The organism is Sphingobacterium sp. KH_072, assembly GCF_057837975.1.
Window position 1 is genome coordinate 3,173,290 of sequence record NZ_CM174457.1, and the last position, 13,556, is coordinate 3,186,845.

At 41.6% G+C, this 13,556-nt stretch carries 13 protein-coding genes; 6 read left to right on the forward strand and 7 right to left on the reverse strand.

Annotated elements, in window-relative coordinates:
- Positions 1 to 91: 91 nt before the first annotated feature.
- A complete protein-coding gene (locus AC3IRT_RS14160) occupies positions 92 to 2,707 on the forward strand; it encodes a valine--tRNA ligase (protein ID WP_489393860.1) in 2,616 nt (871 codons plus the stop codon).
- A 207-nt stretch (positions 2,708 to 2,914) separates the two neighbouring features.
- Here the strand turns inward: AC3IRT_RS14160 and AC3IRT_RS14165 are convergent, their stop codons facing one another.
- The 3 genes from AC3IRT_RS14165 to sppA are packed head-to-tail and all read right to left on the reverse strand — an operon-like array spanning position 2,915 to position 5,343.
- The gene (locus AC3IRT_RS14165; RefSeq protein WP_489393861.1) at positions 2,915 to 3,046 is read right to left on the reverse strand and encodes a hypothetical protein; all 132 of its coding nucleotides are present in this window, start codon (positions 3,044 to 3,046) and stop codon (positions 2,915 to 2,917) included.
- 50 nt (positions 3,047 to 3,096) lie between these two features.
- Positions 3,097 to 3,570 (reverse strand): 23S rRNA (pseudouridine(1915)-N(3))-methyltransferase RlmH, encoded by a 474-nt coding sequence (rlmH, locus tag AC3IRT_RS14170; RefSeq protein ID WP_489393862.1) that lies wholly within the window; start codon positions 3,568 to 3,570, stop codon positions 3,097 to 3,099.
- Between the two features lie 3 nt (positions 3,571 to 3,573).
- Positions 3,574 to 5,343, reverse strand: coding sequence for a signal peptide peptidase SppA (gene sppA / locus AC3IRT_RS14175; RefSeq protein ID WP_489393863.1), 1,770 nt, complete (start codon positions 5,341 to 5,343; stop codon positions 3,574 to 3,576).
- A 137-nt stretch (positions 5,344 to 5,480) separates the two neighbouring features.
- On the opposite strand from sppA, the gene folK reads away from it, so the two are divergent.
- Positions 5,481 to 5,972 carry a 2-amino-4-hydroxy-6-hydroxymethyldihydropteridine diphosphokinase gene (folK, locus tag AC3IRT_RS14180; RefSeq protein WP_489393864.1) on the forward strand — a complete coding sequence of 164 codons (492 nt, stop codon included), beginning with the start codon at positions 5,481 to 5,483 and terminating at the stop codon, positions 5,970 to 5,972.
- The gene (locus AC3IRT_RS14185; protein ID WP_489393865.1) at positions 5,965 to 6,321 is read left to right on the forward strand and encodes an Hpt domain-containing protein; all 357 of its coding nucleotides are present in this window, start codon (positions 5,965 to 5,967) and stop codon (positions 6,319 to 6,321) included. The genes folK and AC3IRT_RS14185 overlap by 8 nt, the downstream gene beginning before the upstream one ends.
- On the opposite strand, the gene AC3IRT_RS14190 is transcribed toward AC3IRT_RS14185, so the two are convergent.
- Positions 6,318 to 7,007, reverse strand: coding sequence for a CDP-alcohol phosphatidyltransferase family protein (locus tag AC3IRT_RS14190; RefSeq protein ID WP_489393866.1), 690 nt, complete (start codon positions 7,005 to 7,007; stop codon positions 6,318 to 6,320). The two genes, AC3IRT_RS14185 and AC3IRT_RS14190, sit on opposite strands and share 4 nt — an antisense overlap.
- A 72-nt stretch (positions 7,008 to 7,079) precedes the next feature.
- Positions 7,080 to 8,606 (reverse strand): transcription termination factor Rho, encoded by a 1,527-nt coding sequence (gene rho, locus AC3IRT_RS14195; protein WP_489393867.1) that lies wholly within the window; start codon positions 8,604 to 8,606, stop codon positions 7,080 to 7,082.
- A 324-nt stretch (positions 8,607 to 8,930) separates the two neighbouring features.
- On the opposite strand from rho, the gene AC3IRT_RS14200 reads away from it, so the two are divergent.
- Entirely contained in the window at positions 8,931 to 10,658 is a 1,728-nt protein-coding gene (locus tag AC3IRT_RS14200; RefSeq protein WP_489393868.1) for an MFS transporter, read from the forward strand.
- A 264-nt stretch (positions 10,659 to 10,922) separates the two neighbouring features.
- The gene (locus AC3IRT_RS14205; protein WP_489393869.1) at positions 10,923 to 11,771 is read left to right on the forward strand and encodes an N-acetylglucosamine kinase; all 849 of its coding nucleotides are present in this window, start codon (positions 10,923 to 10,925) and stop codon (positions 11,769 to 11,771) included.
- 83 nt (positions 11,772 to 11,854) lie between these two features.
- Here the strand turns inward: AC3IRT_RS14205 and AC3IRT_RS14210 are convergent, their stop codons facing one another.
- The gene (locus tag AC3IRT_RS14210) at positions 11,855 to 12,538 is read right to left on the reverse strand and encodes a metal-dependent hydrolase (protein WP_489393870.1); all 684 of its coding nucleotides are present in this window, start codon (positions 12,536 to 12,538) and stop codon (positions 11,855 to 11,857) included.
- A gap of 63 nt (positions 12,539 to 12,601) precedes the next feature.
- On the reverse strand, positions 12,602 to 12,919 hold the full coding sequence (locus AC3IRT_RS14215) for a YbaB/EbfC family nucleoid-associated protein (protein WP_489393871.1): 318 nt from the start codon (positions 12,917 to 12,919) through the stop codon (positions 12,602 to 12,604).
- 119 nt (positions 12,920 to 13,038) lie between these two features.
- On the opposite strand from AC3IRT_RS14215, the gene AC3IRT_RS14220 reads away from it, so the two are divergent.
- Complete coding sequence (locus AC3IRT_RS14220; RefSeq protein ID WP_489393872.1) at positions 13,039 to 13,542, forward strand: ABC transporter substrate-binding protein; 504 nt, start codon at positions 13,039 to 13,041, stop codon at positions 13,540 to 13,542.
- The last annotated feature ends 14 nt before the right edge of the window (positions 13,543 to 13,556 follow it).

Sequence of the window (13,556 nt, forward strand, 5' to 3'; positions counted from 1 at the left end):
CTAAAATATAGCGCCTACTCCTGCATTGCGCATCGCATAAATCAAGATTAATCCGTATTTTTGTTCCTTTATTTTTTATGCATAATCAAAGATGAGTATAGCGAAAACATACAGTCCTAAAGAAGCCGAAAACAAATGGTATTCCTATTGGAAAGAGAATGGATTTTTCCGTTCCGTGCCCGATGATAGAGAGCCGTACACAATCGTGATGCCACCACCGAATGTGACTGGCGTGCTTCATATGGGACACATGTTGAACGCAACCATCCAAGATGTATTGATTCGTAAAGCACGTATGCAAGGCAAAAATGCCTGTTGGGTACCCGGTACGGATCATGCTTCTATCGCTACAGAAGCCAAAGTAGTCGCGATGCTGAAAGAAAAAGGCATCAATAAAAAAGACATCTCTCGTGAAGAATTTTTGAACTACGCCTGGGAGTGGAAAGAGAAATACGGAGGCATTATCCTCAAACAATTAGAAAAATTGGGTGCGTCCTGTGACTGGGAACGCACCAAGTTCACGATGGATCCTGATCTTTCTGATGCCGTGCTGGACACGTTTATCAAATGGCACGAAGAGGGTTATATCTACCGTGGCGTACGGATGGTAAACTGGGATCCGCAAGGAAAAACAGCGCTTTCGGACGAAGAAGTCATTCGAAAGGAAGTCAACCAAAAACTATATTATATCCGCTATCAGATCAAAGATAGTTCGGAATATATCGTCATCGCGACGACGCGCCCAGAAACCATCATGGCGGATTCGGCGATCTGTATCAACCCGAATGATGAGCGTTATGCACATTTGAAAGGAAAAACAGTGCTTGTGCCGATCATCAACCGCGAAATCCCCGTCATCTTAGACGAATACGTGGAGATGGATTTCGGAACGGGCTGCCTGAAAGTGACGCCAGCACATGATCTCAACGATTATGAACTGGGACAAAAACACAACCTACCGGTCATCGACATCTTGAATGATGATGGTACGCTGAACGAAAAAGCGGAAATCTTCATCGGTGAGGATCGTTTTATCGCCCGTAAAAAGGTTGCAAAACAACTCGAAGAGATTGGCCAATTAGAGAAAGTAGAAGATTACGTCTCGCAAGTAGGTTTTTCAGAACGTACCGACGCGGCTATCGAGCCAAAATTGTCGATGCAGTGGTGGCTGAAGATGGAAAAACTATCTAAGCCAGCTTTGGATTATGTGCAAGACGGTACGATTAACCTAATCCCAGACAAGTTTTTCGCCTCCTACAAGCATTGGATGGAGAATGTAAAAGATTGGTGTATCTCGCGCCAGCTTTGGTGGGGGCAGCGTATTCCAGCTTGGTACAACGACCGTAACGAATGGGTAATTTCTAAAACAGAGGAAGGCGCCAAAGAAGCCTTTGAAAAAGAAGGAAAATCAACAGAAGGACTTCGTCAAGAAGATGATGTTTTAGATACTTGGTTTTCATCTGCCTTGTGGCCGATGTCGGTATTTGATGGCGTTCGTAATCCTGACAATGCAGAATTCCAGTATTATTATCCTACGAATGATTTGGTGACTGCGCCCGAGATCTTATTCTTCTGGGTAGCGCGTATGATCATCGCAGGCCACGATTACACGCAAAAACCTCCGTTCCGCAATGTTTACTTGACCGGAATTGTACGAGATAAGCAAGGGCGCAAGATGTCAAAATCCCTAGGGAATTCGCCAGATCCGATCGAATTGATGGAACAATATGGTACGGACGGCGTTCGCGTCGGTATGTTACTGTCTTCGCCAGCGGGCAATGACTTAATGTTTGATGTATCTTATTGTGAGCAAGGACGGAACTTTGCTAATAAAGTATGGAATGCGTTCCGATTGGTAAAAGGATGGGAAACTACCGATAGCCCGGCGACTGATGCGCAAAAACTAGCCGCCAACTGGTTTGAAAACCGTTTCAATCAGGAATTAGTCGAGATCGAAGATCATTTCGCACATTATCGTTTATCTGATGCGCTGATGGCGACCTACAAATTGATCTGGGATGATTTCTGTGCTTGGTACTTAGAATTGGTAAAACCAGCTTATCAAGCACCAATAGAACGCGAAACATTAGATACGGTGAAGCATTTGTTTGAACGTGTATTGACGTTAGCACATCCTTTTATGCCATTCCTTACAGAGGAACTATGGCACGATGAGCTTTTTGGCGAGTGCGCTGCCGAAAATTGCATTATCGTAGCTTCCTACCCAGAAGTGGGTGCAATCGATGAAACGCTTATCAAAGAATTTGCTACGGTGCAGCAGATTATTTCGGAAGTACGCAACATTCGCAATTCGAAGGGAATCTCTCCAAAAATTGGTTTGCCTTTGGCTATCAATGCCACAAACATCAACTTCGAACGCTATAGCGAAAGCATTGTCAAACTAGCAAACATCTCTGAATTGACTTTCGTGAAAGAGAAGATCAGCGGTGCCGTGAGCTTTTTGGCAGGTAAAGATGAATGCTATGTTGCGCTGGAAAACAATATCGATGTAGATGCAGAACGCGAACGTATTACCAGAGAGATCGCCTACTTACAGGGCTTCCTGATATCGGTAGATAAAAAGCTAGGAAACGAACGGTTTATGCAGAATGCCAAGCCAGATGTAGTGGAAAACGAGCAAAACAAAAAATCGGATGCCATTACCAAATTGCAGATTTTGGAAGACAGTTTGGCTAGTTTGGGATAAGCAGCGTTCATAGAGTTTGCTTATCTCGTCATGGCGAGACGGTACGTCGAAGCAATCTCATTAAGTTATAGCTCTAGTAAAGATTGCCGCACCTTCGTACTTCCCGTTCGCAAGGACGACCACCAATAAGAAAAGCCTCGCTGATAAAATCAGCGAGGCTTTTTGCAACACATGCACCACACTCGCGTGTGGGCATCTTGAGCGCGACTAAGACGTAAAGTAGGCCAAAAGTGCAATAACAGCACCACCAATAATGATGATCCACTTATTCACACCACCTCCATGCGCCCCTTCTTGGCTTCGATACTTATAGTCTCTTTTATATTTATCTAAATCCATATTTACCTCCTTTATTATATGATGCAATAAATAGTATAATTCCACAAAAATTATTCATGGTGGTATGGTTCACCGCGCATAATAGAAAAAGCACGATACAGCTGCTCCACAAAGAACAGACGGATCATCTGATGTGAGAAAGTCATCTTTGATAATGACAACAATCCGTTAGCTCGCTGATACACCCGATCACTAAACCCATACGGCCCACCGATCACGACCACCATGTGCTGTACATTACTAACCATGTTTTTGTCCAGAAGTTTTGAAAAATCGACCGATCGGTATTGCTGTCCCTTTTCGTCGAGCAGCATCAACATATCAGAATTTTCTACCTGCTTCAAGATCAAATCGGCCTCTTTTTCCTTTTGCTGATCCTGACTCAGGTTTTTACTGTTTTTAATATCAGGAATCACGGTGATATTAAACTTAACGTAATGAATCAACCGCTTGGTATATTTTGCTATACCTTCCTCAATATATTTCTCGTCCGTTTTCCCTACGCATACCAGCGTCACCTTCATGTCTTAATATATTTCTATTTCGTATGGCACACGTGCTTGTATACCCGTGTTTTGCATCACGCGTTTAAGATCTTTTACGTAACGCACGTGTTCCCCTAGCTCATCCTTCAAAAACCACATCTTAACCTTTTCCTTCGAGCTACTGAATATCGATTCGAATGGATCTTTCGTTCGTGGATATTCAGAGATCTTGTAAGAATCTAGTTTAGCCATTTTTGCAGCACTTTTCACTGCATCATCCAATGTTCCTAAGCGATCCACCAAGCCCAATTTGATTGCTTGGCTGCCTGTCCATACACGCCCCTGGCCAATACTATCTACCTGTGCTATAGTCAATCCGCGACCATCAGCTACGCGTTGCATAAATTGTTGGTAAATACGGTTTACACCACCTTGCACAATCGTTCTTTCTTCGGCCGTCAATGGTCGATCCACACTTACATCTGCATATGGGCCAGTTTTGACAACGTCAAAATGTAGACCTAATTTATTATTGAATAAGTTCTGTAAGTTGGGAATCAAGCCAAAAACCCCGATCGAACCCGTCAGCGTTCCTGCATCTGCAAAAATAGAATCGGCAGCGGCAGAGATATAGTAGCCACCAGATGCTGCATAATCTCCCATAGACACGATTACTGGTTTGGCTTTCTTTGCCAAGCTCACCTCACGCCAGATCAGGTCAGACGCTAAAGCTGATCCTCCCGGAGAATTTACCCGTAAAACAATCGCTTTTACTTTATCATCTTCGCGTAGCTTGCGCAATTCACGGGAAAGCGACTCACCACCGATTTGCTCATCGCCAGACGTATTGCCATCGACGATATCACCAAAAGCATACAATACCGCAATACGACCCGCGCCAGAAGTACCACTTGCATCGGATGATTTACGATAATCTAGCAATGAAATGGATGACAGATCTTTCTTCTGATCGATTCCTACCTTCTCTTTCAGCTTTAGCAATAATTCATCCTTATAAATTAAACTATCTACAAATTTTTGCTTGACGGCATCCTCTGGGAATTGGATGAGGTACTCGTTCGCTACTCGGCGCACCGCATGTTCATCCAAAGCACGTGCACTCGCGATATCACTAACAAAGCCATCATATAAGCTATTAAGATACGCATCCACTTGCAAGCGATTGGCCGCACTCATCTCGTTGAGGATGAACGGCTCTACCGCACTTTTATACGTGCCCACTTTCACCACTTGCATCTCTACGCCCAATTTGTCCAACGCGTCTTTCATGAACATAACCGAACTCGATAAACCGCGAAAATCCACAGAACCAACGGGGCTAATATATACTTCATTAGCTACGGAAGATAAGTAATATGCTTTTTGAGTCATCACATCACTGTATGAGACAATAAATTTGCCCGACTCCTTGAAATCTAATAACGCATTGCGAATGGCTCGTATAGTTGCAAAACCTGCATTTACGGTGGTGACATTAAGATAGATACCTTTGATATTACTATCGGTTTTGGCCGTTTTGATTCGTGCTACAATATCATTCAAGCCCAAAGAGCGAGAATCTGGAGCACCTGGGATGTTAATATCTTCAAAGGGTGAAGGAACGGTCTTTTCAGTAATCACATGATCTAGAGTAATATGTAAAACCGAATTGGCCGATACCGTAGGTTCGCTGCTCGAACCAAGCGAGGAAACCATCGCGGTGATGATACCGACAAAAATTAAAACCACTAGAATGGACGAAATAAAAACGCCAACTACCGTGGCGAGTACATATTTAAAAAATTGCTTCATATGTATTGGCGTGAATGTCTTGTAAATCTAATAGAAAACCGCAAATAATAAAAGTAAATTTGTGCTTCGAACTATCCTATTAAGAAAATATCAAATCCCTTTCCGGTTATCTAACTTACTTTTAGTACCTTGTATAGGTGAAATTAAATAGCGCATATTTATTGTTAGGAGCAAATCTGGGCAATCCCGCTCAGCAACTACACAATGCCCTATCGGAGATAAAAACACAAATTGGTGAAGTACAAGAACTATCAAGCGTGTACGAGTCTGCAGCTTGGGGCTTGGTAGATCAGCATGCTTTTCTCAATCAGGTTTTAAGAGTGGATACTGCGCTATCAGCCATGGAATTACTGCGAACCTGCCAACAAATTGAAGATAAACTTGGCCGTGTTCGCAAAATAAAATGGGGAGCGCGAATCATTGATATAGACATCTTGTATTTTAATCATGACGTGGTAGATGAGGCCGATCTGAATATTCCCCACCCCTATATCAGCGAACGCAATTTTACGTTAATCCCTCTCGCGGAAATCGCCCCAAATTACACACATCCGATCTTGAAGCAGACAAACAGCGAACTGCTTGAAAAATGCTCTGATCAATCATCTGTTTACCAACTATATGAGTAATTATACTTTTATACAACCCGACCTGATCAAAACCAATATGTTTGGCGACGAGCAAATGATCAAGACCTTCATAGGAATGTATTTAACACATTGCCGTGCAGACTTCAGCAATCTTAGCCAAGCTATCGAAAAGCAAGATCTGGCTGAGATCAGTTCAAAGGCACATCACATGAAACCCACTATGGCTTACATTGGAGCCAAGGAGCTGCATGTACAATTTCAAGTATTAGAAAGCTCTGCACGTCGTGGAACAGATTTAACACTGATTCTACCGTTATTTCATGATCTAAAAAAGCAATTCCATCAAATGATGCTAGAGCTTGATCACTTTTACAGCAGCTTATCTTAATGCGCTGTTTTTTGCTCTTCGCTTGAAAAATGAAGACTGGAAAATAAAATATAAGCTAATAGTATAAGCGGTAAAGCTAGGTAGTGGAATAGTACAATAAGCAACACGCTAGACAACAGAAACAAGTATTTGTATCGATTGCACGCCCAAGATAAATTGCTCAATTTCATCGAAAATAGTTTGATCTCTGAAACCAGCAGATAAGAACTAAGTACAATGATGGCAACCAAAAAATAGCTATTAGCAAAAATAGCCGGAAAGCGCTGGGCAATAAAAGGCAAGGAAATAATAACAAAACTATTCATCGGTGTATTGACACCGATAAAATCGGTGGATTGTCTGATATCCACATTGAACTTGGCCAATCGCAGTGCTGAAAAAGCCGTCACGATGTAACCTGCATATGGTAAATACACTGAAGATGTCGTTTCCTGTAACATCATAAAGAGAATCGTGCCGGGCAAGAAACCAAAGCTAATCACATCGGCCAGTGAATCTAACTCTTTGCCAATATCAGAGCGAACCTGCAACAAACGCGCCGCTGTACCATCCAAGAAATCAAAGATTCCGCAGGCTATCAAGCAATATAATACCCAATCAAATCGTCCTTGAAAGGCAAAGGATATGCCGACACATCCGGACAGCAAGTTGAATATGGTAATGGTATTGGGAATATGTCGTTTCATGCTTTGTGGTGAAAAATAAAAAAGCCACCTTCTTGAAGGAAGGTGGCCTAAAATTATAAATTTCTAATGGGATTAGCTATTCATGCTAATCAAAAACTCTTCGTTAGATTTAGTACCGCGCATCTGACTTAACAAGAATTCCATTGATTCTTGAGGGTTCATATCTGCTAAGTGGTTACGCAACACCCATAGTCTTTGCAATTGCTCACGATCTACCAATAGATCATCACGACGCGTACTAGATGCTGTCAAATCGATAGCTGGGAAGATACGTTTGTTGGAAAGCTTACGATCAAGCTGCAACTCCATATTTCCAGTACCTTTAAACTCTTCGAAAATTACTTCATCCATTTTCGATCCCGTATCGGTCAATGCAGTAGCCAAGATAGTCAATGAACCACCATCTTCGATATTACGTGCCGCACCAAAGAATCTTTTTGGTTTGTGCAATGCGTTAGCATCCACACCACCAGATAAAATCTTACCAGATGCTGGAGCAACCGTATTATAAGCACGAGCTAAGCGAGTGATAGAATCTAATAAAATCACGACATCATGCCCACATTCTACCATGCGTTTTGCTTTCTCTAAAACAATATTAGCAATCTTCACATGGCGATCGGCAGGCTCGTCAAACGTGGAGGAAATAACCTCTGCACGTACGCTTCTAGCCATATCGGTCACCTCTTCCGGACGCTCATCGATCAATAAAATAATCAAATAAACTTCTGGGTGATTTTTAGCAATCGCATTCGCTACTTCTTTCAATAGGTTGGTTTTACCCGTTTTAGGTTGCGCTACGATCAAGCCACGTTGACCTTTACCAATCGGTGTAAAAAGATCCATGATCCGTGTGGAGTAGTTGCCTACGCCTAGATCAAGGTTCAATTTTTCATCCGGAAACAAAGGTGTCAAATAATCGAAAGGAACACGGTCACGAATCTCTGCCGGATTTTGTCCGTTGATAGATTCTACACGTACTAATGGGAAATATTTTTCTCCTTCTTTTGGTGGGCGGATAGATCCACGGATATTATCGCCTGTCTTCAAGCCGAAAAGCTTGATTTGCGACTGTGATACGTAAATATCGTCTGGAGAAGTTAAATAATTATAATCTGAAGAGCGTAGGAAGCCATAACCATCTGGCATGATTTCTAATACACCTTCGTTTACAATAACATTATCAAAATCAGTTGCTGTTGCTGCTGCAGCTTTAGCAGCAGGTTGCTCTACACTCACTGCTGGAGCTTCAGTAGGTCTTTCAGTAACGACAGGTCTTTCGCGCTCGGCTACTAAAGTGTCATCTGCGGATCGACGACCAACAGATACAGGTTCTACGCCACCAGCGGTACGAGTCCTTTTGCGCGCACGTGGTGCAGCATCCGTTTCTGCGGCATCCGTTTCTACAGCATCCGTTTCTACAGCATCTTCCAACTCTTCTTCTTGCTCTGGAGCAGCCTCTTTAGAATCTGCAGCAATATTGGAAATGCGATCAATCAACTCTTGTTTTCTTAGTTTTTCTGTATCAGGGATCCCCAATACTTTAGCTATCTCGCGCAATTCAGACACGAGCTTAGTATTCAATTCTTTGATCTCCATTAATTTATATGTACAAAATACAGGATTATATTATCGAATTTTATCCTCATTCGTCAACAACACTTTTAAATTCTTTCTTTTTGCTAGAACGTTGGAAAGGACGAAACTGTTTGAGGCTTCTTTTTCCAGTAAGGATAAACTTAGAACTGCTACAAAGAAAATCATTCGTAACGTTATTTCAAAATTAAAATAGCGTTTTTTCTACCAGTCTTTATCTATACGCTTGTAAAAGTGGTTTTATGACACTGCTAAATCGAATGTTCTGAATAATATCTGGCATTAACTCAAATTAATGCGTATGTTTATCACCGTCAAAAAAATATTATGAACAACAAACCTATACAAACGAACTACCCTGCGCTGTATACTTTGATAACAGTGTTTTTTTTCTGGGGATTTATTGCCGCCGGTAATAGTATTTTCATCCCCTTTTGTAAGAATTACTTCAGTTTAGATCAGTTTCAGTCACAATTAATTGACTTTGCTTATTACTCCGCTTATTATACAGGCGCATTATTACTTTTTATTTTTGGCACACTAACCGGAAAAGATTTGGTTGGAAAATGGGGCTACAAACGCAGTATTGTATACGGCTTATTATTTTCTGCGGTGGGAGCCGCGGCAATGATTGGTGCGGTAGAAATTAACGTGTACACAGCCATGCTGATTGGTCTATTCATTGTAGCTTTAGGATTCTCCTTGCAGCAAACGGCTGCTAATTCTTTTGCCGTGATCTTAGGCGATCCGAAGACCGGCGCATCGCGCGTTAATCTTGGTGGCGGTGTCAACTCGTTAGGAACTACTATTGGCCCACTGGTTATCGGATTTGCTTTATTTGGTACATTTGAAACAGTATCTGACGCGGACATTGCTAATTTACCCTTAAGCAAAGTCGTGATTCTTTATACTGGTGTCGGCTTCTTATTCTTATTGGCATCGGCCTTATTTTATTTCTCGAAGAAAGTACCAGACGGATACAATTTGGAGCCAATGGAGCCGGCTAATAAAGCCCGAACGACATTGATCGTTATGACGGTTTTATTGTTTTGCGCATTTGCTCCTGTATTTATGAGTTACAAAAGCGAAGCCGCACTACAGATTGAGGCTTTGCAAGCACAATTAAAAGCAACGATCGATGCAGCAACGCAAACTTCGATCTCTGCACAGATAGAAGCGTTGAGACATCCTCTAGAATTAAAGCGTATGGCTTGGTTATCTGCCGCGCTAGTGGTGATGGTCGGCGGATTGGTGTTTGCTTACAATCGTGCAAAAAAGAAACCAGAAGGCTGGGGTGCTATGCAATATCCACAATTGGTATTAGGCATGTTGGCCTTGTTTCTTTACGTGGGTATCGAGGTGGCGATTGGTAGTAATTTAGGCGAATTGTTGACACTCGATGAATTCGGAAACTTGCAATCGTCTGAAATCACGCCATACATCTCCATGTACTGGGGTAGTATGATGATCGGGCGTTGGGCAGGTGCTCTAAGTGCATTTAACTTAATGACAAACACCAAAAAGATTTTGATCGTCGTAGTACCATTAATCGCATTTACACTCATTATTGGAGTCAATAGCTTAGCTGGTTTTGATATGTCGGTGTTGTATTATTATGTGATTTGTGTATTCATTCAAATTGCGGCATTCTTCTTTAGTAAAGATCGTCCTATCCGCACGCTGGTTATCTTTGGATCATTCGGATTGATCGCGATGGTGGTTGGTTTACTTACTGCAGGTACAGTTGCTATTTACGCGTTCTTGGCAGGTGGATTAGCTTGTTCGATTATGTGGGGATCTATCTTTAGTCTTTCTATTGTAGGATTGGGCAAATACACGGAGCAGGGATCTGCCTTCTTAGTAATGATGATCTTAGGTGGTGGTATCTTGCCTCCGATTCAAGGAAAATTAGCGGACATTATTGGTATTCACAATTCTTACATCGTACCAGTATTCGGATTCCTATACATCATAATTTTTGCGATCATGGTCAAAGGATTTTTGAAGAAACAGGGTATCGACATGGAAAAAATTGAAGTTGAAGCGAGTCACTAAGTTCTCTTCAAATTGTAACTTATACACTAAGTAATCAATTTCTTTTTTATCACAAAAAAGGCCTTCAGATAAACCTGAAGGCCTTTTTTGTGAATACGAAATCTGTAATACACCTTTCTGCAGCTATTTATTTACCGTAACCGTTATTGATTTAAAGATTAATAATGTATTTTGCAAAACATTCGCAGAGCGAAAATCTATCGCGGTGAATTTATTAAGTATAAGGTTACTAACACAAATATAAAAAATCAAAACATCTATATAATGATTGTTATTGCTGATGGTGGTTCTACCAAGACAAACTGGTGTTTGTTGGACGATTCAAAAAAGAAAATTTACTTTAACACGGAGGGATACAATCCCTATTTCGTAGACAGTGCTTACATTGTGTCTTCTCTAAAAAAAGGATTACCCAACGATATTCCATTTCAAGAGATCAAAGAAGTATACTACTATGGCGCTGGTGTGCATAATGAGGAGAAAGCAAACATCGTAAAAGATGCTATACAAGTGGTATTTCCGCAATCTCAGGTAGAGGTAGGCCATGATTTACTAGCAGCTGCACGCGCGTTATTAGGATCCGAAACGGGCTTTGCGGCGATCTTGGGCACAGGTACGAATAGCTGTATCTATGATGGATCAAAAATCACCCATAATATCGATTCGGCAGCTTATATCTTAGGCGATGAAGGTAGTGGAAGTTATATCGGCAAGAAGCTATTGACGGATTTCATCCGTGGCTTGATGCCAAAAGACGTAGCTGAGGTTTTCTTCAACACGTACAAATTGACACCTGATGAGATCATGGATAATGTCTACACAAAGCCTTTGGCTAATCGTTTTTGTGCCAGCTTTAGTAAGTTTGTTTATGATAATAATGTCAATATCCAATACACTAGATCTATCGTAGATGATGCTTTTGAAGCTTTCTTTTCAAATCTAGTAAGCAAATATCCAGATTATCAATCCTACTCATTTAACTGTATTGGATCGGTAGGTTACAATTTTAGAAATGTGCTTTCGGACAAGGCGAAACAATACGGTATGTCCGTTGGAAAAATCCTTCGCTCTCCTATTGATGATTTGGTAGACTATCATATCAACCAAGGATAATACACGTCCGGATACAAACAGAAAAAAACGGGAAGCATAAATTTATTCTTCCCGTTTTTTTTGCCGCTTATTTTACCATTCGGTTACAAAAGTATTTCTCCGCCAATCAAGGGTAGATAGAGTTTCTTCCCGTCAGCACTGAATGTTGCCGCTGCTTGCTCTGGATCAATAGATATCGGCGGAAATGTATTATAATGGATACCAATCACATTCTTACATTGAATAAAACTAGCAGCACGTAGTGCATCATCTACATCCATGGTATAATGCCCACCAATTGGCAAAAATGCCCAATCCAAATTCAGATCAGCCAATAACTTCATTTCCATTGTCAACGCGGTATCGCCAGCAAAGTATATTTTCTTGTCGCCAACGAAGAACACAAATCCGGCCGCTACGCCAGCATATTGTCCGTCTGGAGTGCTATTGGTATGCAATGCGTACACCATCTTCACTTTTCCAAATGGCAAATCCAGCGTTCCGCCGAAGTTAAAGTCCATCACCTTATCTTCTGGTACGCCTTGTGATTTCACCCAAGCAGCTGTTTCTACGATCGCTGCTACAGTAGCATTACTTTGTTTTTGAATATGCGCCATGTCGGCTACATGATCACCATGCGCATGACTTAAAAAAATATAATCTGGCTTGATACGGTCAATATCGATTCCTTCGGCCAGTGGGTTATGTGATATAAAAGGATCTAACAGCACCTTGGTGCCGTCAAAATCAAATTCTACACAGGATTGCCCGTAATAGGTTACTTTCATTTATAAATAGTATATGTGTACTGTTTTTCTATATTGGTACTTAGCGAATGTTGTCGTTTACGATTACCCCTTACCGAATAAATCTCCCAAACCACCTAGATTGCCCAATACATCTTGCGTGGCAGCCTGCATCTCTCCTTGACTGATTTGCTCGGCTTGTGCCAAAGCTTTGTTGATAGCGACCACGAGTAATTCCTCTAATTGTTCGCGATCCGCATTTTCCATGTATATCGGATCGATGGAAACTTCTTTAACTTCTTTATTGGCCGTGGCCATCACCTTGATCTTACCACCCTCTGCCTCTCCATATACCGAGATATTATCTAAACGGGCTTTGATCTCTTGGGCCTTTTGTTGCGCCTGAAATAATTTGTCAAACATAGCTTTCCTTATTAAATATTCTGCCAGAAAATCATCAAAAATCGCACCAATGATGTGCAGTTTTATCGCTTTTTAACTTGGCTTATGTACCTTTGGCAAAATTCGGAACACAAGCCACTATGGAGAGAGAGAGCGAATACCAAAAATTACTGCAAACATTAAAAGTTACGGACATGGCAGCATATGAGCGCCTGGAGGAAGAAGTGGACATTGTGTATCACAAGCTCAAATTCATCTCGGCCGAATCGCGTCCACGCGTAGCCTTGATCAGTAATATTCGGAATCTTTCGCAAGATTTCAGCGCCCTAACGCAGGAAGCCGTAGAAATCGGAGGTGGAACCTGGCTGCCGACTACAGACATTCAGGAAGCCGAAAAAATCATTGTGATACAACAAGACGATTTATTGTACGCAGATCTGCCCGTAGTATTGCAGGAAGATGCCATCGCGCAATCGCCCGCTATTGCTAACAATGAGCTTTATATTATGCAGCAGGATGTTGTAGAAAATACATCTCCAGAAGGTTTTCAGAGACAAGTAGAAATATTTGCGGAGATCATACAATCGAAGTACTTTGTCTATGGCCACCATGGCCAAGACTGGGTTCAATTTGACCTCCGCTAACACCAAAAAGCATT

What these genes read in the sequence shown, in the direction of transcription:
- AC3IRT_RS14160 (WP_489393860.1), top strand. Translation starts at nt 92, where the DNA reads ATGAGTATAGCGAAAACATACAGTCCTAAAGAAGCCGAAAACAAATGG.
- AC3IRT_RS14165 (WP_489393861.1), bottom strand. Translation starts at nt 3,046, where the DNA reads ATGGATTTAGATAAATATAAAAGAGACTATAAGTATCGAAGCCAAGAA.
- rlmH (WP_489393862.1), bottom strand. Translation starts at nt 3,570, where the DNA reads ATGAAGGTGACGCTGGTATGCGTAGGGAAAACGGACGAGAAATATATT.
- sppA (WP_489393863.1), bottom strand. Translation starts at nt 5,343, where the DNA reads ATGAAGCAATTTTTTAAATATGTACTCGCCACGGTAGTTGGCGTTTTT.
- AC3IRT_RS14185 (WP_489393865.1), top strand. Translation starts at nt 5,965, where the DNA reads ATGAGTAATTATACTTTTATACAACCCGACCTGATCAAAACCAATATG.
- AC3IRT_RS14190 (WP_489393866.1), bottom strand. Translation starts at nt 7,007, where the DNA reads ATGAAACGACATATTCCCAATACCATTACCATATTCAACTTGCTGTCC.
- rho (WP_489393867.1), bottom strand. Translation starts at nt 8,606, where the DNA reads ATGGAGATCAAAGAATTGAATACTAAGCTCGTGTCTGAATTGCGCGAG.
- AC3IRT_RS14200 (WP_489393868.1), top strand. Translation starts at nt 8,931, where the DNA reads ATGAACAACAAACCTATACAAACGAACTACCCTGCGCTGTATACTTTG.
- AC3IRT_RS14205 (WP_489393869.1), top strand. Translation starts at nt 10,923, where the DNA reads ATGATTGTTATTGCTGATGGTGGTTCTACCAAGACAAACTGGTGTTTG.
- AC3IRT_RS14210 (WP_489393870.1), bottom strand. Translation starts at nt 12,538, where the DNA reads ATGAAAGTAACCTATTACGGGCAATCCTGTGTAGAATTTGATTTTGAC.
- AC3IRT_RS14215 (WP_489393871.1), bottom strand. Translation starts at nt 12,919, where the DNA reads ATGTTTGACAAATTATTTCAGGCGCAACAAAAGGCCCAAGAGATCAAA.
- AC3IRT_RS14220 (WP_489393872.1), top strand. Translation starts at nt 13,039, where the DNA reads ATGGAGAGAGAGAGCGAATACCAAAAATTACTGCAAACATTAAAAGTT.